We start from the raw sequence: 20,752 nt of genomic DNA on the forward strand, positions 1-20,752 counted from the left end.
TAAATAGCCTTTTGGACAGATTCAATTTCAAACCTTAATCTTTTTTTGGAAGAACAATACCTTTATATAATTGAACAGTAATGAAGTAGTATATCGCGTAAATGACTATGAAAATAATAATGGGTAACCAAATACGGAAATACGGATTAACTAAAAAGTATGAGAAGATGTTCATACCAACTAATACATGAGTGATACCAACGATTGCAGGGAATAAGAATACTAAGAATAATTCTTTATAAATTGATTTCGTTAATAACTCTTGGCGAACACCAATTTTTCGAAGCATTTGGTAACGCGTAATATCGTTTGATGCCCCAGATAAAACTTTAAACATTAAACAACTTGCCATCATTGCTAAGAACGCTATGCCTAAGAAGAAACCCATAAATACAATTCCGGTGAACATACCGTCAATTAGGGTATAATAATTGTACTTACTCTCTAGAGAGTTCTCTTTCACATTTTTATATTTGACTAACTGCAACTCATCAATTTTTTTCCATTCTTTTTTATATGTTATAAAATCATTTGATTTTCCAAGTAACACGATTCCCTCTATACCTTTTAGGTTATCATACATCTTTTGATTGACAATTTTAATGGTATGATTTGGGTGAATATAACCAGGCTCTATTGTACGAAATCCCTCATTCCACATTTGTGGCATCTCTTTTACATCAGGCCCTTGTTCTACATTGGTTCCTGAAACAGCTCCTATTGGAAGTTCTTCGGAAATACGTTTGAATTTACCTGCATTTTCTAGTCCTTGCCCGTCTCGTACTAGCGGACGATTCCTCTCTAAGTCTTCTTTTAAATAGTAAACAAATTTATCATCTGTTTTGTAACGATATTCATTTTTCTCTTTAAATGTAATACCACCTAAAATTTTCTTTTCTTCAGCGTTTGGATTATGAATAACTACATCATAAGCGTTAAAACCATCTGTTTTAAACGTAACGTCATTCTTAAATGCCATACCAGCTGAAATCGCACCCGCTCCAAGCGCTACTAACATTGCTACTGTCGCAAGTACTTTCGTTAAACTATTAATACGGAAGCTTAACTGTGCGAAAGTAAAGGCATTCAGTCTTTTTTCACTACATTTTTTATTACTCTTTAATCTTCTAATAATGAGTGGTAGGAATGTTCCAAATAACATGTACGTTCCGGATGTGACTGTGATTAGTGCTATGATAATTCCATTTTGCTTTAGTTTATCCATATAAATCATTGAAGCATAACCAATTGCTAACAAAATAATGGATAAAACTGCAATAACTGCCGTTTTCGCTCCTCCTATAGACACGCGTTCTGTTTTAGAACCTCCATGTACAAGTTGCAGGACCGAAATACGTGATAATTTAATACTATTCATAATCGCTGAAAGAACAAATAATACAAAAAAGAAAAGACAAGTAATTTTTACTGATGGAGCATAAAGTGCTTGATAACCACTGGCAGTAAAATCAAGCTGTTTCATTAATAACTGCCCCACCCCTTTAGATAGTCCTATACCAATCGTAATCCCGATTATAAGAGACACGAGCCCTAATACAATGGTTTCCATAAACATAAGAGTTGTCACTTTATGTTTTTTTGCTCCTAACATCATATACATACCGAATTCTTTTTGGCGGAGCGATAGTAAGAAAGAATTTGCATACAAAATATAGAAGAAAGTGAGAATCGTTAATAAGGCTGTACCTGCATGAAAGATGAATCCGATAGCTCCAATTGGAGAATTCGATTTAAGAAATGCTTCATTTAGTGCTAAAGTTTCGAACATATAAAAAATAGAAATCGACATAATAAGGCCAACAAGTAAGACAATATAATCTTTCAGCTTACTTCTTAGACCTGACATAGATAGTTTGAATAACATGTGTTTACCTCCGTTGTTAAGCTTTTTGTGTCCCTAAGTCTGCCAGTACATTTAAAATTTCTTTATAGAATAGTTCACGATTAGTCGTACGATGAAGTTCCTTATATAGCTCTCCGTCTTTAATGAATAAAATACGTTGGCAGTAGCTTGCACTAAATGGATCATGTGTCACCATCATAATAGAAACATCTTGTTCTTCATTTAAGTTTGTCATTGCATCTAAAAGACTGGTTGCATTTTTAGAATCTAGTGATCCTGTTGGTTCGTCACCTAAAATAATTGCTGGCTCATGAACAAGTGCACGCGCTGCAGCAGAACGTTGTTTTTGTCCACCAGATATTTCAGATGGATATTTTTGTAGGATTGCTGAAATTCCTAACATTTCTGCTACCTTTTCTACTTTTGGTCCAATTTTACGCGATGAAACACCTTGAAGCGAAAGTGGTAGAGCAATATTTTCATAAACCGTTAAGTTTTCTAATAAGTTGAAGTCTTGGAAGATGAATCCTAATTTTTGCGAACGGAAATCAGAAAGTTCTCCTTGCTTCATTTTTGTAATATCTGTACCTGCAATTTCAACACTACCACCCGTTAAGTTATCTAATGTTGAAATGACATTTAATAACGTTGTTTTGCCTGAACCTGATGGTCCCATAATTCCAACAAATTCACCTTCACGAATGGAAAATGAAACACCTTTTAATGCATGAGATTGACTTTCACCTTTTTTGCCATACACTTTTTGGACGTTCTTTACGTCTACAACTGATTTGCTCATTATTTTATCCTCCAAAGTTTAGCTTGTTTAACCCATTTTGCATCTTTTCAACAGAATCTGCAATCAACTAACATTACAGTTCTCTTACATTTTTGTAATACATAAATATTTACCAGTAATGATTTTAAATTTAAGTTTGAGCAAATTCTGTAGTCTACATTGGGAATTAAAAATTCTTTATTATTTTAGGCTGCACAAGTTTTTGCACAAATAGTAGTATATCGTTCCATCTAATCTAAATCACTTTGCATAAAAAGACACAGCAAAATTGCTGTGTCTTCTTGATAAAAGCTATTTTTGACTTTCATTTAATTTATTTACTATATTTTTCGGAACATCTTCTTTCTTGACAACTTTTACATCATGCATTCTTGTATCGCTTCCCTTTTTCACTGCTTTAATATAAGTGCCAATTGGGTGTTTCACAGGTGAACCAAACCCTAATTCAACCTTGTTTAAATCTTTATCATAACCATTTAAATTATAGTCATAAGCTACAACATCGTTCTCTTTTGCTTTAGAGTCTAATTCAGGTTCCGTTGTTACCATTCCATAAACATCTGTTTTACTTGCAAAAGGACTATAACGATCCCATTGTTCACAACCAACTAATCCAATACTAAATACCATGGCCATTATTAATATACAAAATCTTTTCTTCATATTTTATTCTCTCCTTCTTTGTATGTTCTTTCGGTGCTGGTGCTATACGACTATTATAACAACTATAAAAAAATATACTCTTACAACAAATGTAGTCTAATCTTACAATTTTGTAAGCTATAAAAAACCTATTGAATGTATGATATAAACATAAAACTCTCCTATTAAATGGCTGGGTATTTAAGTTTATCTAAAAAACATACACTCATTTTGATTCTGTTACAAAGTTTCTTAAACCTATTTACAAACTAGAAAAAAGAAGTGAGTAGAATCACAAGTCAATATTTTAAAGGAGAACAGTTCAAGAAAGATATTATTTTGGTAGACGTCGGTTACTACTGTCGTTTTTCTTTAAGTTATCATGATGTCTCTGAAATTCTGAAAGACCGTGGTATTTCTGTGCATCCAACTTTTCATTCTAATTCTTATTGAAATAATTTATTTTTATTAATTATAAAAAAAGACAAGGCTTCATTATATGATATGATCCCCTTATAGTAGACAAGAAAAAGAAAGCACATTAACCTGTTTACTGTGGAGGAGATTTTTCTATTGGTAAAATTAGAGTCACTTACGATGTAGAATTTAAGAAAAAAGCAGTAGATTTATACTTAAAAGAAGGCATGAGCTATAAAACTATTGCGAAAGAATTGGGCATTCATCACTCAGTTGCAAGTCGTTGGGTGAAACACTTTGAAACTGAAGGTATCAAGGGACTAGAGGAAAAACGCGGGAAAGCAAAAGGGCCAGGTTTAGGTAGGCCACCGAAGATTCAGAGGCTAAGATTAAACGATTAGAAGCGGAGAATGAGATGTTAAAAAAGCTCTTAGAGTACGCTGTTCGACTATAGAGCGAAGCTTTGCGGACGCCAAAGAACTACATAGCTATCGATACGCTCGATTTCGTGGGCTGAAGTATGTCCAAATGCAAGCATACCTCACAGCAACCTGTCAAAATATGAAAAAAATAGCCCTTCACCTGACCCTTTTTGGTTAGGTGAAGGGCTATTTTTTAGTTTCTATCATTTTATTATTGTTTTCGTTAAATAAAATTTAAAAGATGCCAGAGTGTTGGAAACCCTAAAGGGTTTCTCAACACTCTGAAGAAGGGTTCCGATAGGAACCCTTCTTCTTTTGCTAATCCAAACATCTGATGGATACAACGTAAAACACTTGTTAAGATTACTGTCATTCGCATCATTTGTTTCGCAAAAGTTATATAATCAAGATGCAAATTTTTAACTTTCCATACGTTGAGCGCTAGGAGAAATCCTAGCCTTTTTTATTTATTCTTTTTAAAGGTTATCACATTATATGTTCTACTCATTTTCTCGTAGAATAAACGTTTATCTCTCTTGAAAATGTGCAGTGCAAAATGCAATAAGATTAAGCCATTGAAAATAAAGAATAGTAAAAGGAAAATGATCTCTAATTTCTCGTTCAATACCCTAGCAGCAATTAATATATAATTGATACCACCAATTCCATAGTATAACAGACCGTAGCGTTTACATAATTCAACGAAAGTAAGTCTTTCGCCTTGCCCTCTTACCCTAATATGAAGAATCCATTTTCCAATTGTTTTCCCATTCGTAAAATAAGGAAAAAGAATAAAATAAACGAATATCCAAACGAATACAAATAAAAGCTCGTCCAATTTCTCGGAAGGGTTAAATATAAATGCTATGGAAACTTTAACATTAAATATTAAAGAAGTCACAATACCAATAACAAACCAATCCATCCAAAGAGCAACGAAACGTCGTGTCATACGAACTGGTTTATTTTCAAAATCAACTTTTTCATCCATCGCATGTACATCTGGTAGGAAATAAGTAAATATTGGTGCAATCATATATCCAGCAAATCCACCAAGCGTGTTTAAGAATAAATCGTCAACATCGAACAAACGATATGGACAATTATAGAATCCATAAAATCCAGTTAATTGTGTAATTTCGAAAAATAAGGAAACAAAAAATGTAATAATAACTGTTTGTAACAAGTTACGACGGAAATAATATCGTAAATAAACGCCTAATGGTAACAATAAAAGAAAGTTAAATGCCACTTGTAAAAATGCACGCTCTTTCAAAATACCAATGTATGACATCAGGTTCGCAAAATTCACCTTTGTTTCTCTAAAGATGTCCATAATTGAAGTAAAAGGTGTTATTTGATAATGCTGTGTTCCTGGACGTTGCATACTACACGTATCAAACGTTGCTGGGAACGGTAAAATAATTAAATAATAAGCCGTCATTGAAAATAATAATAAAGAGTACAAAACAAACATACGTAAATAATTAATATACCCATGCTTCCGATACTGCCAAATTAAAAAAGGAATTAATAAAATAAAACCAGCGATTGGAAATGTAATTATCGCTGTCTTAATCGGGAATAAATAAGCACCCAATTTTTTCACCTCCAGATATATACCATCTGCTATTATAACAAAACCTTCTTTTTATGCCATTTTCAGTTTTGTTTGTTTTTTCATTTAATTAGCTCTTGATTTGAATAAAAAACAAGTCATTGAGTCAAATTAGTTCATTCTGCTTAATTACTCTCTAAAATGCTCACAACCAAAATACTAATAGATTTGTATGAATCCATATCTTAAGCATCAAAAATCGTAACATCACTATTATTGCTTGTTATTTTTATTTTAGATGTTTCTGTACTCTGTACTAATTGGCGGGTCATTCTTTGAATCGTTGCCGTACCCCTTCATGTCCGCTAATGTTTATTGCGTGATTTGGTTCCATTGCTACACAGACCCCAAAGATAGCGTGAGTGAAATAACGTTGTCTTTTCACGAAAAGTGTAAAAAGACATGAAAGTAGGAACTTATTTTATAGTGTAATATATTGAATTATCTACGGGGAAAGTTTATTTAGTATCCATTTTCTTGTCCGCATATCGGGACAAGAAAATGGATACTTTTTCACATACAGACAACAACCAAGTGGGTACTTTTTAAAACTAGCTGCAAACACAATGAAATTTTAACTACTAGGGGGAGCGCCACATGCCCATCAAGCTAAGATTATATAAGTTTAATTTTACGTGAGATTTTTTCTTTTTTCTAAAGGTCCAGTGTAAGTTCTTTAAAAATTTGCATACGAAATAAACCCTATCGGGTTTCATTTTTTTGATTATGCTACATGATTGTGAGACATAGTAAAGTCGTATACGACACCTAAGATATCAAAAACTGTTTTCTTCCTGTACCGATGAGATTTTCTCCCGTTTTTCTCTAAAAGACAAAACAAACGCAGTAAAACTTTTAATAATTCATGGATGCCTTTCTTTAATCCTTCATAAAACAATAGATAATAATTCTTTATCATATAGATGGATTTGTATTCACTTAGCTCCTTCTTTTTCTTATCCAAGAGTAACTGACGCATTTTGAACATCGTCGATGAACAGAGTAAAATACTAATGAGTTGCCCATATAAATGGCATTCTAAACGTTCCTTCTTGATTTCCTTACACTTGTCAATTTGAAAGAAAGATTTCCATGTTTTGAACAAAATTTCAATTTGCCATCGTAATGAATACAAGTCATGGATATGTTCCGTTGGAACATTTTCTGCAGAAAGATTCGTAATATACACGTTGATTCCACTCAATCGTTTACTTCGTTCTTTGTAGGTAATACCTTTCTTTTTTTCTTTTTTAGCTTGTTCCTTCAATCTCTTCTCTGTTTGCTCTTTTGTTAATCGATGAATAATAACACGAGCTGGTAATTTTTGATACTGTCCAATGTATGCCTCTGAAATCTCCACTGTTTGACCAGGGAGCAATTGATTCATGAGTTCTTCCATATCTAACTGAATATAGAGTGTTCCTTTCTTCACAATCCCATTTCGAAAATATTCTGGCTTATCATTCTTACGATAGATTCGAGAATTTAATTTCAAACGTGAGATATAGTAAGCTTCTTTATCATGGATCTTCTGTAAGTCATGTAAGTCGAAATAGCCTAAATCTCTTATGTACAAGCCTTTTGATTGAACGGTTTGTAGGCTTGTTGAACCAAAGGTTTTATCATTTTCTCTTCCTTCTCCTATATAAACGTGCAGAAACTTTCCACTCAACAAGTCATACTCCAATTGAATTTTAACTCCTGCCGTATGGCTACTTCCACCTGAACCTTGATAATGTGGAGAAAACTTATCTGGAAGCTGGAATGTCGTAGAATCTAGAATCTGAATGTGCTTAAAGGTCGTGGTATATTGATGAATTATTTCTTTTATTGAATGAACTCTTTGAGTTAGAAGGTTAGCTAGCACTTGTTCAAGAAACTGTATTGCGGAAGCATTAAATCGTTGGTTAAGTCCTTCAGGACTGATAAGAACACCTGTAGATGCTTCAAGACAGCTACATAATTGTGTGAGTGATGTACTTGCAACCTGTTGACTAAGCCATACACATAAAGCAACTAACTCCTGTGCTTGATATTTACTCTTTCGCTGAACGAATCCTTTTTCTTTGGCTAGGTGTTCTAGTGCATGAGGCGACATATGTCGTTGCAATTCTTCAGCAACCGGTTGAAGTTCGTCAAAAACTGAAAGGTTCATAAAAAACACCCTCCTTCCCTATAATTCTACAGAAACGATAACGTCTTTTTCGCTTTATAGGTAGTGCAAAATCTTAACTTGATAGCGATGTGGCGGTACCCCACATCCATCAACTTAAGGATTTAGACTATTCTTAAACATAAAAGCACGTTACTATTCTCTTATGTTAATGAGAAAGGGTGACGTGCTTTTTATGAATATGCATCAAAAACAAGAGCTGTCTTTATTTGCCGAAGAGTTATATCGATATATGTCTCCCGCTACACTTAATCAATTAGCTATAGAAGCAGGCGGGATGAAACGAAAACGCAAGTGCCACGGGCACCATTTCTTATCTTTGTGTGTATGGTTAAATCAACAAATCGCTACTACCTCTCTTACTCAACTTTGTAGTCAATTAGAAACTTCAACAGGAATTTTATTAAGTCCGGAGGGACTGAATCGACGATTTAATTCGGCTTCAGTAGCCTTCTTTCGCACTGTATTTACTACACTTCTACAAGCTAAAATTGGAGGAGTATCTAAGATTTCTCATTCTCTTTCTTCTTATTTTGAACGGATTCTCGTCCTTGATTCTACAACCTTCCAAGTTCCAAATCGATTCGCAACTACTTATCCTGGTGCCGGAGGATGTAGTCATACAGCTGGTGTGAAAATTCAACTAGAGTATGACTTGTTGAGTGGAAAATTTTCTGATGTGGAAATTGAACCAGGAAAACGAAGTGATCAGGCATATAGTGCGACTCGAACAGGCATGGCACAAAAGAATGAACTATATATTCGTGACTTAGGATATTTTCGTCTACAAGATTTTAAGTCTATTCAAGATAAGCAAGGATATTATTTATCACGTCTTAAGTTACCAACTAAAATATATAGAAAAGAATTCGAAACAGTCGTATTTAAAACAAAACCCGCTCAATTGAGACCGGTATATATACAAATTCATTTGGAAGACATCATGAAACAATTACAACCTGGCCAAGTGTATGAATTACATGATGTATATGTGGGGAGTAAAGACAAACTGCCTACTCGCATTGTAGTTTATAGATGTACCGAGGAGCAAAAACAGAAACGCCTACGTGATCGAGCTATTCGCGAAAAGAAAAAAGGAATTACATATACAGAGCGTACAAAACTTTTACAAGGCATTACGGTATATATGACAAACATTCCTACGGAATGGGTACCAAAAGAGAAAATTTATGATCTATATTCACTGCGTTGGCAAATTGAACTGTTATTTAAAATATGGAAATCTTGGTTTCAAATTCATCGTTGTAAATCTATTAAACAAGAACGCTTAGAATGTCACCTGTATGGGCAACTCATTAGTATTCTATTATGTTCTTCTACTATGTTTAAAATGCGAGAACTCCTGTTACGTAAGAAACAGAAAGAGCTAAGTGAATATAAAGCGATGTACATAATTAAGGATTATTTTTTACTTTTTTACCAAGCATTACACAAAAACACCCAAGAATTATCAAAGGTTCTCCTTCGTCTGTTTAACCTCCTACAGCACAACGGACGAAAATCTCATCGATATGAGAAAAAGACAGTCTTTGATATTTTGGGTGTTGTATATGAGTATACCACTTCTACTCATCAGGTAGCATAGTAAAAAAATTGAAGCCCGTCAGGGTTTATTTGATATGCCAACTTTTATAAAATCCAGAAAAGATAATAAAAAACTATATGGAAAGAACACATTTTGTATAAAAATATACCTTAAGTTGATGGATGTGTGGCGGTACCCCATCGCTATCAAGCTAAGCCCTTACAACGTCAAGTATAGTAGAACTTGTTTCTTTTTTCTAAAAACTAGGTGTAGAGAATTTAAAGAGTTGCATGCGAAATAAACCCTATCGGGTTTCATTTTTTGAATTAGGCCGCTTGATCATCAGACATGGTACAATTGTAAACGACACCTAATATATCAAAGACGGTTTTTTTCTCATATCTATGGGATTTTCGCCCGTTCTGCTGTAGGAGGTTGAACAGGCGAATGAGAATCTTTGATAGTTCTTGGGTGTCTTTCTGTGTAGCTTGATAAATAAGAAGAAAATAATCTTTAATCATATATATGGCTTTATATTCACTCAGTTCTCGTTTCTTTTTCATAAGAAGTAAGTGTCGCATTTGAAACATAGTAGACGAACAGAGTAGAATGGCAATCAGTTGCCCATACAAATGACATTCCAATCTTTCTCGTTTTATCTTTTTACAATGCTGAATATGAAAGAATGATTTCCATGTTTTAAATAAAATCTCGATTTGCCAACGTAAAGAGTACCAATCATGTACTTGTCCCATCGGGACAATATCTGTAGAGGTATTGGTCATGTATACATTGATACCGCTAAGTCTTTTACTACGAGCAGAGTACTTCATTCCTTTCTTTTTTTCTCTTACAGTTTGATCTTGTAATCGTTTTTGTTGTTGTTCTTTTGTTAGCCGATGAACGATCACACGAGTTGGGATTTTATCAGTCATTCCTACATAAGCATCGGATATTTCATAGGTTTTTCCTGGTTGGAGAGAGTTCATTAATACCTCCATATCTATCTGTATATACTCTGTACCTTTCTTGATGCTTCCATCCTGAAAATAATCAGGTGTGAGATTTTTTTGATAAATACGTGTATTGGATTTAATACGAGAGATATAGTAAGCCTTTTTATCTTGTATATGTTGAAGATCTTTTAAATGAAAATACCCTAAATCACGGATACATAAATCATTTGGTGCTACAGTTGGAACACACAGAGAACCGTAGGTTCGATCATGTTGTTTCCCTGGACCTGTATGGATATGCAGGAATTGTCCGCTTAATAGGTCATATTCAAGTTGAATTTTCATCCCAGCAGTATGGCTACATCCTCCAGCCCCAGGATAAATGGTTGAAAATATATCTGGAAGCTGAAATGCAGTGGAATCTAAAATGCGAATACGCTTGAAAACAGAGGTGTATGGAGAAGAAAGTGGCATAGATGAAGTTAATTTTTTATTTAGAAGGTTAGTCAATATATGTTGTAAAAACTGAACGGCTGATGTATTAAACCGTTGATTCAGTCCTTCTGGACTGATAAGTACTTCTGTGGATGCTTCTAAACAGCTAGATAACTGAGCTAAAGAGGTTGTAGCGATATTTTGACTCATCCATATACATAAAGCGACTAAATCTTTTGCTTGGTATTTACTAGTTCGTTGTACAAAACCAACATCTCTAGCAAGATCCCGTAAGGTATTTGGAGATAAAAAACTTTGAATCTCTTGAGCAAATAGTTGTAATTCATCAGACACAGAAACAGACATAAAAAACGCCATCCTTTCCTATAATTCTACAGAAAGGATAACGCCTTTTTTGCTTTATGGATAGTGCAAAACCTTAGTTTTATATCGATGTAACGGTACCAAATAGCCGTTTAATAATTATTTATATCACCTTTATATATCTATATAATCAAACGTTATTAATTATTTTTAATTGCTCTAAAAGATAATCACAGACATTCACAAAAATACATTGTTTTTTTAAACTTAATAATAAGTATTTCAATTCAAATTCTTGATAAAAAATCTTAGTGATATATAGTTTAAACTCATCTAAATTAGGCTTTTCTGGGCTGTATAGCATATCTAAAGGAAGTTTAAATTTAGAAAATAAATGATCGTTTTGGGCAAAAATCGAAACTTCTTCTCTAGTTAATCGATCATGAAATGCAATTAAAATTTTTCTTAAGGCATTTACTTGTTCTTCTTCAAATTCATGATCTATAACAAATCTATAAAATGGGAATTCATCTGACTGAATCATACTTTGCATAAGTCTAAATTGATATCTTAATAAAGTCACTTCTTTGATTAAATCCATATTTCCCCTCCTTTATTTCCCTAAATTAACCAGTTTATCATAACAATTTATAACTCGAAATACAAATACTTATGATATATCACCCATACAATTTTTATTAACATAACCTATCATTATCAATAGTTAACGATGCATAAAATTTTCGTTATGGGGGTAATTAAAACTATTAGCTTGATGGGGATGTGGCGGTACCCCAATGAGGAATGAAAAGATTCTATTACGGCATTATCATGACAATTTCCTTTACGGGACATACTTGTGGTAATGCCATTCTCTTTAGATAACGTTTGGAAAGCGTAGGAGGTATACACGGCCCCTTGATCACTATGTAGTATAATTTGAGTATTTTGTTTTAGTTTGATCGCCTTCTCAACTGTGTTTAAGACAAGTGTTACGTCTTGTCTGTTACTTATTTCATACGCAATGATTTCATTGTTATATAAATCCATAATACTTGATAAATACAACATCGCTGTACCAAATGGCAAATATGTAATGTCTGTAACCCATTTTTCATTTGGCTTGTTAGCTTGAAAGTTTCTATTTAAGAGATTCTCTACAACAATTCTACTTTCTCCATTGATCCAGGTTCTTCTCTTTCTTTTAACCCTACATTGTAAATTTTTCGATGTCCATATCGAAAGTGATTTGTCATACAAATTGTCAAAATAGCCTGTTCTAATTTTGCTTCCTTTATATCTTTCCCTTTATTTTTCCATCGATAATAAGTAGAACGAGGTATATCAATTAATATACATATTTCTTTAATGGAGTACTCATCTTTCATCAACTCCACTACTTCTACAACTACTTCTTTAACAAACTCCTCTCGATTTCTTGGTACTTTTTTAAAATATCTAGTTGCATTTTTAATTTCCGATTCTCTATCTGAAGCTTCTCGATTTCAGTTATACCTTCTTCACTAGCCTTTTGTAGCGTACTTTGTTTTCCTACAGGGCGACTAAAACGATACGTTTCACCTTCACGATGCCACTTCATCCAAGTTTTAATCTGTGCTTTATTTTTAATTCCTAATTGTTCCATAATTTCTTTATTTGTGTATCCTTGTTTTTTCAGCTCGATTGCTTTCCATTTAATTTCTTCTGAATAAGATTTTCTCGTTCCCATAAAAGAAACACCTCCGTATACTCGTATTTAAATTAAATACGGTATAAGAGGTGTTTTTTCCTTGTCTTATTTCATTGGGTCACTTCATCATATATAAAGAGGTTTTTTAATAGGTAAAGTCCTTAAATTAGTTAGTGATAGATAGTTATAGTATATCGAAGATTGCTTCTAACACTCTATAACTTAATAACGAAAATAATTTTAAGATAAATTACAAAGGATTCACAAACTTTATTTGGAGTAAAATCATTTAAAGTACAAATAAAGTAAACCTTATTAATATAAAATGTTTTATTTTAATATTGTGTTTAAAATAAATAAATTAATAATTTATGCTTTTTATCATTTTTAAACGATAAGATTTTTAAGTTTCCTTTTAAAAGTTTTTTGAATGAATTAAACGGTAAAAATGGTAATTCTATGCATAGTTACAAACATTTTTTAAGCAAGTCTAATTATATTAAATATAAGAATTGGTCTTCTTAAACCAGTTACCATTATGTCAGGAGAAAGTATAACTGGTCCATTACTAATATTTAGTAATTGTATAGTAGTATTTGCAGCTAAATTGCGAACAATTCCTAAAGAAATTTGACTACCAGGAACATGAATTCCTGTACTTTGGTTCACATTAGTTACTCCATTAATAGCAATTGCAAATACTATTGGAGTAGTTGTATTTTCTAAGCTAGTAGAAATATAACATTCTATACTATAAATACCTGAATTGAAAATTGTTGCAATACCAGTTGAGGAATCAAATGATAAAGTAGATTGAGTTATTAATACAGGTGTTTGATAATTGGTTATTGAATTTAAAGATTCAACAGTTTCCGTAAATAATTTACCTACATTAAGAAATGTAGGGGGAATATTCGGTCCTGTTGGTCCTGGTTCCCCTTGGATTCCTTGAACTCCTTGGGGTCCTGTCGGTCCGTCTGGTCCTGGTTCCCCTTGAATTCCTTGAACTCCTTGGGGTCCTGTTGGCCCAATTGGACCAGTAACTCCTGGAATCCCTTGTAGTCCAGTAGCTCCAGTGGGTCCCGTTGGCCCAGGTGGTCCACCTGAAGGTCCTGTTGGGCCAGTAACTCCTGTAGATCCTGTTGGCCCAGGTGGTCCACCTGAAGGTCCTGTTGGCCCCGTTGGCCCAGGTGGTCCACCTGAAGGTCCTGTTGGGCCAGTACTTCCTGTAATACCTGTTGGCCCTATTATACCTATTCCTGTTGGGCCTGTTGGGCCTATATCTCCTTGAGGCCCTGGTTCTCCTTGGATTCCTTGAACCCCTTGGGGACCTGTTGGTCCGTCTGGTCCTGGTTCCCCTTGGATTCCTTGAACCCCTTGAGGACCTGTTGGTCCGTCTGGTCCTGGTTCTCCTTGGATTCCTTGAACCCCTTGAGGACCTGTTGGTCCATCTGGTCCTGGTTCTCCTTGAATTCCTTGAACCCCTTGAGGACCTGTTGGTCCGTCTGGTCCTGGTTCTCCTTGGATTCCTTGAACCCCTTGAGGACCTGTTGGTCCTCTTCCTGTCCCAGCGGGACCTGTTGGCCCTTGTGGGCCCGTAGAACCTGTAGGTCCTTGTTCAGGAATAGGAAATGCACATGGAAAAGGAATATGATTACATTTATCGAACTTATTCATTTCTCCACCAACTTTTTGAATTAATTGCACTTGATTTAATAAATCGATACTTAATATATGTATGAAACATATTTTAAAAAGGTGTACATTAATACCTACTTTATTTATACATACCTGTTACTTTATGAATCATCATCAATATTTTACAGATTCTGTACGTTAAAACTAAATCCCTTAATGCAAAAAATTTTCATTACAAGTGTAAAAAATAAACAATTAAAGAGCATTTTCAACTTAAAATAAAACCAATTTTTTGATATTAAGGGTGAAGATTTTTGTATGGTTTTCTTAAAAATATGACCTGTTCCTTGCAGAACTTTTAGTCCTATCTATAAAATTGTGAAGGGCAAAGTGAAGAAAGCCAGTAATAATAAGGGTTTATAAGATACTAGTTGTCATGTTTTCATGACAACTAAAAAATAGAAAAACATAGAAAAAAGAATACAATAATAAATTGTATTCTTTTAAAACATATAAACAGGAAGTTTATGTTTTTTCTTTCCTTGCTCATGGATCAGCATAAACCGCTGATCCATTCCAGTACACTTACCATTGACTCTTACGTTTATCTTTCTTGTGCTCTTCTATTAAATGATGAATATTTATGTTACAATTAATATCCATCACTTAATCTACCTAAAGGGTTATATCCTTTTAAAAAAGTTCTTTATATATTTTATATAAAGAACTTTTTTATGTTTATTCATTTAAATTTACGATAAAATTAATGAGACTACATTTGAAGATATGGGTTCAAGTTGCTGTATTGGCTGAATTGTTTTTTTTGCGTATAATGAATAGAAATATATCTAGGCGCTTAAAGAATTTGATCTTACATAAGCTAGCTCACCGACAATAAAAAGAAAATTTTTTAAAACAACAACAACAACTTATATTTCTTTGCTTATAGCGACAATAAAATATGAAATTGTACATATCATCTAATCCATTAACAAAAATGGGAATAAATGAATTATAATAATATAAATGAAATTCCCTTTCAGTTTCCGATGAACTGTACTTTAGTCTGTTATTGATACGAAGTCTTTTATAAGACTTCGTACTTTTTTGTTTATAAATGTAAACTAATAAATATTAATTTGCATTCGAATTCCTTTAAATATTGATTTTCCTCTAATTCTCTTGATATCCTCAATTTATATAACTAAAGTATACATTCAAAACACTGTAAATAAAAAGGTTAAAAAATCCATGAACAAAAAACCACATCTCATCGATATCCGACCTATCCAAAATAAAATTCATTTACTATAAAATAACAATATTTATACTATTTTATAGCAATATTAACCTTAAATACGTTTGAAAAAAGTTAAGATTATTAATCGAAACAACATCTAAAGTTACCCCTCCAGTAGAATTTAATGCTACCAATGTAATTACATCTCCAGCATTTAGAAAATGAAAATCTAAAAAATAGAATTAACATTTGGGCGTGCTTTATTTGTAATATTTTTTGTTATTGCTACTCCGTTATTAAATAACCTAGCATTTCCAGAATTACTATCTACCTGTAATTGTACATAACTATCTATTAAATATGTTCTACTAACATTAGTTGTAATCAATCTCCTGCAAGACTAAACGATCCTAGTACTGATTCATCCATAGTCACAAAAGGATAAAGACCACCATTAAGTACTACTACACTACCTAAATCTGATGATCTAAAAAATGTTCCAACTATAACTGGTCCTGTTGGTAAAATAAATGATGGGATTGGTGGTAACGTGGGCCAATTAAACTTGGATCTAATCCAGCACCACTCAAATATTCATCCATTATGAAATCCTTTGAACATTTTCCATTTAACATAATACACCTCCAAAATGTTCTTATCATGATCAATAAATGTATTAATGACCCAAATTGTCACCACTCAAACATTTACTACTTAATCCCTATTACTAATATACAAAGTACTACATTCCCTAAATTCATTATCCTATAATAGTGCTTACTACAGTTTCGCCCATAAAGCTTATAAAAACTAGTTTTATTATCAATTTATTTTTATAAATTAAATATTTCAAAAAACATCACCCTTTTACATAATGTTATTCCATTACATAAGAAATTGAATGCTAAAAAATGTTCTTGTAAGAGAATTCTGCTCTGTACAGAATTCTTTTACTTTGTTTGCAGGATGAAGTATAGGTACCTTATATTTCATTTTTCTTACTGAACAGTCTCTCTTATTACTCATTGTCGAAATAACTTGAGTTGAAATGCAGAATATTAAAGATCTAGAGTATCTGCCATGTAAATATATTCTATTCCCTCCATCACTAGTACCGATGCCATTTGATTCAATTCCTCATTATCAAGTAATTTTCTTTCTGAAAATAAACTAATCTTATGAATAAAATGTGAGTATATAAAAATAATAAAGATACCCTATATCTATAAATAAAGAAGGTGTGAATCATGTCCTTAAATAAAAATAATGAAATTATTGAAAACATAAAAATAAACACCTTGCAAGAAGTTAAGAATACACTGGAAGAAATTTTTGATATTTGTGCGGATTTAATTGAACATCCTCTACAGTTAAAAACTAAAACCAGCATTTCACTTTATTATTTTGAAGGTCTTACAGACGGGATTGCATTGAAAGAACATGTTATTACACCACTATTACAAGAAATAACTGATGACATACAGGTATTTAATTTTAATGTAATTGCTACCTATTCAAAAACAGTATATACATGGAATGAAATTAAAAAGGGAATACTTGAGGGACAATGTGTACTATTCATGGAGGGAGAAAAAAAAGCTCTTCTTATAAATACAAAAGGATGGGCAGAAAGATCAATTCAAGAACCTGTTTCAGAAGTTACAATTAAAGGCTCCCATGATGGGTTTATTGAAAATGCCTCTAAAAATATAGGATTAATTCGTAGATATATTCCTTCTACTGAGTTAAAAATTAAGAAATTAACAATTGGAGAACGTGCTACTACTTCTGTATACATAATTTACTTAGGGGATGTAGCCAACGAAGAAGTAGTACAGGAGGTTGAAAAACGGATTGTGAAAATTAAAACTGATACAATTTTAAGTATTGGAGAATTATCTAACTTTACAAAAGATCAAAATTGGACTCCCTTTCCTCAATCATATTTAAGTGAACGTCCTGATTCCATTTCTCAACATATTCTTGATGGAAAAATAGCAGTGTTAATTGATAGATCTCCTAGTGTAATGATTGTTCCAATGAATTTAATTGGTTTTTTTCAAACACCTGATGATTATAATACGCACTGGCTCATTGCATCTTTTTTTCGCTTATTAAGATTTTTAGGATTTGTTATAGCTGTATTTTTACCGGCACTATATATAGCAATGGTTTCATTTCACTTTGAAACAATTCCTTTAGACTTATACACTTCTATTGCATCTTCAAGAATAAAAGTTCCTTTTCCACCCTTGTTAGAAGCTTTCATCATGGAGGTCACATTAGAAATGCTTCGAGAAGCTGGGATACGTCTCCCACAACCTATTGGACAAACAATTGGGATTGTTGGTGGGATTGTAATTGGACAGGCAGCTGTTCAAGCAGGACTTGTCAGCAATATTATGGTTATTATTGTATCTATCACTGCCATTGCATCTTTTATCGTTTCTAACTATGAATTATCAAGCTGTATTCGTCTTATTCGTTTTCCAATAATGTTACTTGCTTACTGTTATGGGATTGTTGGTGTGGTAAGTGGGTTAATGATTTTATTAGCCCATTTTTCGACAATAAACTCATATGGTACACCATACGGTCTTCCTATTGCACCTTTTCGTTTACAAAATTTAAAAGACTCTTTTGTGCGCTTTCCCAATTCCATGCTTACTAACCGCTCTAGTACAGGACAACCCAAACAGAAAAAGCGACAAAGCTAACATTAAAAGAAGGTGGTCCATATGGAAAATGTAAAATTTCGCAACTTAAATTTATTTGAGTATATTGTTTTTATCCATTCACTGCAATTTGCATCAGGTATGCTGATTATGCCAAGCCCACTTGCCAATACCGCTAGCACAGATGGTTGGATTTCTATTATCTTAGGATGGATGGTTACTTCTATGATTGGGGTACTCATTATTTTAGTATTACAAAAAAACCCTGATAAGAACTTTCTACAGATTCTTACAATGTATTTTGGAAAATGGTTCGGAAGTATATTTTTTATTCTATATATTTTTTATTTATTTTTTGCTGGATTTAACACTATATTAAAAGCAACTGAAATTGTAAAGGTATGGATTTTCCCTTCTACCCCATCTTATCAAATTGTTATATTATTACTGATTCCTTTTATTATTTTAGTAGCAAATGGCATTAGAGGTATTGTTAATTATTCTATGGTGGTTTTTTTCTTTACAGCTTGGATGCCAATATTTCTCATTTTTTCATTACAACAAAATTTTTATCCACTACACCTTTTACCAATCTTAAAAGACGGCTTATATCCTGTTGTACAAGGCGTAAAAGAAACCATTACCCCTTACGCTGGATTAGAAATTGCGTATTTTATATATCCATTTCTAAAACAAAAAGATAAGGCAATAAAAGGAATCATCCTAGCCAATACGGGAACGATGTTCTTTTATTTATATGTTACCATTCTTTCTTATACATACTTTAGTCCTGAAGGTATAAAAACAGTCATTTGGCCTGTATTTCATCTATTAAAAGGGATTCAGTTTTCTTTCTTAGAAAGGTTAGAGATTATATATATTGCTTACTATTTAATAGTGTTTTCTACCACTGTATATCCGTATTTATTTTTCAGCTTACATTCCATAACAAATTTTAAAAATAAGCTAACTAGTAAATTGCTTCCTTTGAGTTCTGTCTTACTAATAGTTATTTTTTTTATCCTTTTTAATCCTGATGTAAGTGAGCTAAAATCCATATATTTTTCTATGGATATTTTAAATTTTATTTTCTTTGTTCTATTACCAATCTTCTTTTACTTTTACAGCATTCTTTTTACTTGGTTTCATAGGAGGGAAGAGTTATGATTCGGAAAAGCATATTTATTGCAATTTGTTGTGTGTATCTAATCGGTTGTAACGAGAGGGTTCCCTTAGAAAAAGCCTCTTTAATTCTCTTAATTGCCCTAGATAAGACAGCTAATGGGCAAATACGGATAGGCACAAGTATCCCCATCTTTCATCCTCAGAAGAAAAATGATACTGTAGAACATTGGGTTCAAGCATCAACTGTATATAATGGAATAAGTAAAATAGATACAAAGTTAACAGGATTCGTCACGTCATCTAAAGCTGAAATCATTTTAATTGGGAAAAATTTCGCACAAGAAGCAAATTGGATAAGGCAACTTGATTCTTCTTATCGAGATCCTTATTCCAACATTAATGCTAAGGTAATACTCATTGATGGATTAGCAGAAGATTTCTTTAAAGTTAAAAGCCTCGATAAACCTGCTCTTCCCTCTTATATCAATAAATTAGTAAACTCTTCTGTTCAAAACAATCAGGCTGTTTCTCCTACAATTGAACAACTAATGCGGGAAAAAAATGAAGAGGGGCTAACACAATCACTGCCTATAATTAAGAAAACGAATGATGAAATTGATACTATAGGAATTGCATTTTTAGATCAGTATGGAAGATACTTAACTAGAATTTCTAAAAAGGATGTGAAGTTGTTCAATCTTTTAAATAAATCAAAAAAAACTGGTCGGATGATACTACACTTAGCTCTTTCTCCTAAAAAGTCAAATCAAAAATCTAACGCTTCTATTCTTGTACAAGATGCAAAAAGAAAGATAAACGTTAATTTTAAAAAAGGGAAGTTTATCTTTAATATACATGTAAACATGAATGTAGCATTAATCGAAAAAACCAATGGGAATCTAATTACGAATCGCTTCGATAATAAGAAAAACATAATTAAATTAGAGCAAGAAATCAAACAAGAGTTGGATAATAAATTACAAAACATATTACAGGATATACAAAAAAACCAAATTGATCCGCTAGGCCTTGCTTTATATGCTAGAGCTTTCCAATATCAAGAATGGAAAAAAGTAAAAAAAGACTGGTTACATGTTTTATCAAAGGCAAAAATAAATGTTAAAACAAATGTTAAAATAATAGATACGGGCACAATTAAAAGTTAAAGTATTTAAGTAACACTTTCAC

The 20,752-nt window shown here is 32.6% G+C and carries 16 protein-coding genes and 3 pseudogenes; 7 read left to right on the top strand and 12 right to left on the bottom strand.

The window, feature by feature from the left end:
* Nucleotides 1–34: 34 nt before the first annotated feature.
* The 3 genes from NST86_RS31085 to NST86_RS31095 form a co-directional block, all read right to left on the bottom strand.
* The gene (locus NST86_RS31085; protein ID WP_086423325.1) at nt 35–1,885 is read right to left on the bottom strand and encodes an FtsX-like permease family protein; all 1,851 of its coding nucleotides are present in this window, start codon (nt 1,883–1,885) and stop codon (nt 35–37) included.
* 16 nt (nt 1,886–1,901) lie between these two features.
* On the bottom strand, nt 1,902–2,663 hold the full coding sequence (locus NST86_RS31090; protein WP_061663172.1) for an ABC transporter ATP-binding protein: 762 nt from the start codon (nt 2,661–2,663) through the stop codon (nt 1,902–1,904).
* A 291-nt stretch (nt 2,664–2,954) separates the two neighbouring features.
* Complete coding sequence (locus tag NST86_RS31095; protein ID WP_061663171.1) at nt 2,955–3,326, bottom strand: YxeA family protein; 372 nt, start codon at nt 3,324–3,326, stop codon at nt 2,955–2,957.
* A gap of 270 nt (nt 3,327–3,596) precedes the next feature.
* Here NST86_RS31095 and NST86_RS31100 point away from each other — a divergent pair.
* From NST86_RS31100 to NST86_RS31110, 3 pseudogenes are all read left to right on the top strand, one after another.
* Nucleotides 3,597–3,737 (top strand): annotated as a pseudogene (locus NST86_RS31100) (IS6 family transposase); the annotation flags it as partial.
* Between the two features lie 140 nt (nt 3,738–3,877).
* Nucleotides 3,878–4,176: pseudogene (locus NST86_RS35000) on the top strand (transposase).
* A pseudogene (locus tag NST86_RS31110) lies at nt 4,143–4,322 on the top strand (transposase); the annotation flags it as partial. The pseudogenes NST86_RS35000 and NST86_RS31110, both read left to right, overlap by 34 nt.
* 285 nt (nt 4,323–4,607) lie before the next feature.
* On the opposite strand, the gene NST86_RS31115 reads toward NST86_RS31110, so the two are convergent.
* Entirely contained in the window at nt 4,608–5,744 is a 1,137-nt protein-coding gene (locus tag NST86_RS31115; protein ID WP_061663170.1) for a VanZ family protein, read from the bottom strand.
* A gap of 742 nt (nt 5,745–6,486) precedes the next feature.
* Complete coding sequence (locus NST86_RS31120) at nt 6,487–7,917, bottom strand: IS4 family transposase (RefSeq protein WP_061663169.1); 1,431 nt, start codon at nt 7,915–7,917, stop codon at nt 6,487–6,489.
* A 193-nt stretch (nt 7,918–8,110) separates the two neighbouring features.
* Between NST86_RS31120 and NST86_RS31125 the strand changes: the two genes are divergently transcribed.
* On the top strand, nt 8,111–9,541 hold the full coding sequence (locus NST86_RS31125) for an IS4 family transposase (protein WP_086423324.1): 1,431 nt from the start codon (nt 8,111–8,113) through the stop codon (nt 9,539–9,541).
* Between the two features lie 266 nt (nt 9,542–9,807).
* Here NST86_RS31125 and NST86_RS31130 read toward each other — a convergent pair whose 3' ends face one another.
* The 7 genes from NST86_RS31130 to NST86_RS31155 form a co-directional block, all read right to left on the bottom strand.
* Nucleotides 9,808–11,238, bottom strand: coding sequence for an IS4 family transposase (locus tag NST86_RS31130; RefSeq protein ID WP_086423312.1), 1,431 nt, complete (start codon nt 11,236–11,238; stop codon nt 9,808–9,810).
* Nucleotides 11,239–11,386: 148 nt separating this feature from the next.
* Nucleotides 11,387–11,797, bottom strand: a complete 411-nt coding sequence (locus tag NST86_RS31135; RefSeq protein WP_086423311.1) for a DUF1878 family protein — start codon at nt 11,795–11,797, stop codon at nt 11,387–11,389.
* Nucleotides 11,798–11,913: 116 nt separating this feature from the next.
* Complete coding sequence (locus NST86_RS35005; RefSeq protein WP_186366551.1) at nt 11,914–12,456, bottom strand: IS3 family transposase; 543 nt, start codon at nt 12,454–12,456, stop codon at nt 11,914–11,916.
* Entirely contained in the window at nt 12,354–12,587 is a 234-nt protein-coding gene (locus NST86_RS31140) for a hypothetical protein (protein ID WP_176342970.1), read from the bottom strand. The genes NST86_RS35005 and NST86_RS31140 overlap by 103 nt, the downstream gene beginning before the upstream one ends.
* 17 nt (nt 12,588–12,604) lie before the next feature.
* The gene (locus tag NST86_RS31145; RefSeq protein WP_086423245.1) at nt 12,605–12,925 is read right to left on the bottom strand and encodes a transposase; all 321 of its coding nucleotides are present in this window, start codon (nt 12,923–12,925) and stop codon (nt 12,605–12,607) included.
* Nucleotides 12,926–13,366: 441 nt separating this feature from the next.
* The gene (locus NST86_RS31150; protein WP_340935218.1) at nt 13,367–14,563 is read right to left on the bottom strand and encodes a collagen-like protein; all 1,197 of its coding nucleotides are present in this window, start codon (nt 14,561–14,563) and stop codon (nt 13,367–13,369) included.
* A gap of 1,704 nt (nt 14,564–16,267) precedes the next feature.
* The gene (locus NST86_RS31155; RefSeq protein ID WP_257152760.1) at nt 16,268–16,399 is read right to left on the bottom strand and encodes a hypothetical protein; all 132 of its coding nucleotides are present in this window, start codon (nt 16,397–16,399) and stop codon (nt 16,268–16,270) included.
* Nucleotides 16,400–17,011: 612 nt separating this feature from the next.
* On the opposite strand from NST86_RS31155, the gene NST86_RS31160 reads away from it, so the two are divergent.
* The 3 genes from NST86_RS31160 to NST86_RS31170 are packed head-to-tail and all read left to right on the top strand — an operon-like array spanning nt 17,012 to nt 20,730.
* Nucleotides 17,012–18,481 carry a spore germination protein gene (locus NST86_RS31160; RefSeq protein WP_061664851.1) on the top strand — a complete coding sequence of 490 codons (1,470 nt, stop codon included), beginning with the start codon at nt 17,012–17,014 and terminating at the stop codon, nt 18,479–18,481.
* 21 nt (nt 18,482–18,502) lie between these two features.
* Nucleotides 18,503–19,606 (top strand): GerAB/ArcD/ProY family transporter, encoded by a 1,104-nt coding sequence (locus tag NST86_RS31165; protein ID WP_061664850.1) that lies wholly within the window; start codon nt 18,503–18,505, stop codon nt 19,604–19,606.
* Nucleotides 19,603–20,730 carry a Ger(x)C family spore germination protein gene (locus NST86_RS31170; RefSeq protein WP_061664849.1) on the top strand — a complete coding sequence of 376 codons (1,128 nt, stop codon included), beginning with the start codon at nt 19,603–19,605 and terminating at the stop codon, nt 20,728–20,730. The genes NST86_RS31165 and NST86_RS31170 overlap by 4 nt, the downstream gene beginning before the upstream one ends.
* The last annotated feature ends 22 nt before the right edge of the window (nt 20,731–20,752 follow it).

The sequence above is a fragment of the Bacillus sp. FSL L8-0199 genome (assembly GCF_038005705.1).
Lineage (GTDB): Bacteria > Bacillota > Bacilli > Bacillales > Bacillaceae_G > Bacillus_A > Bacillus_A cereus.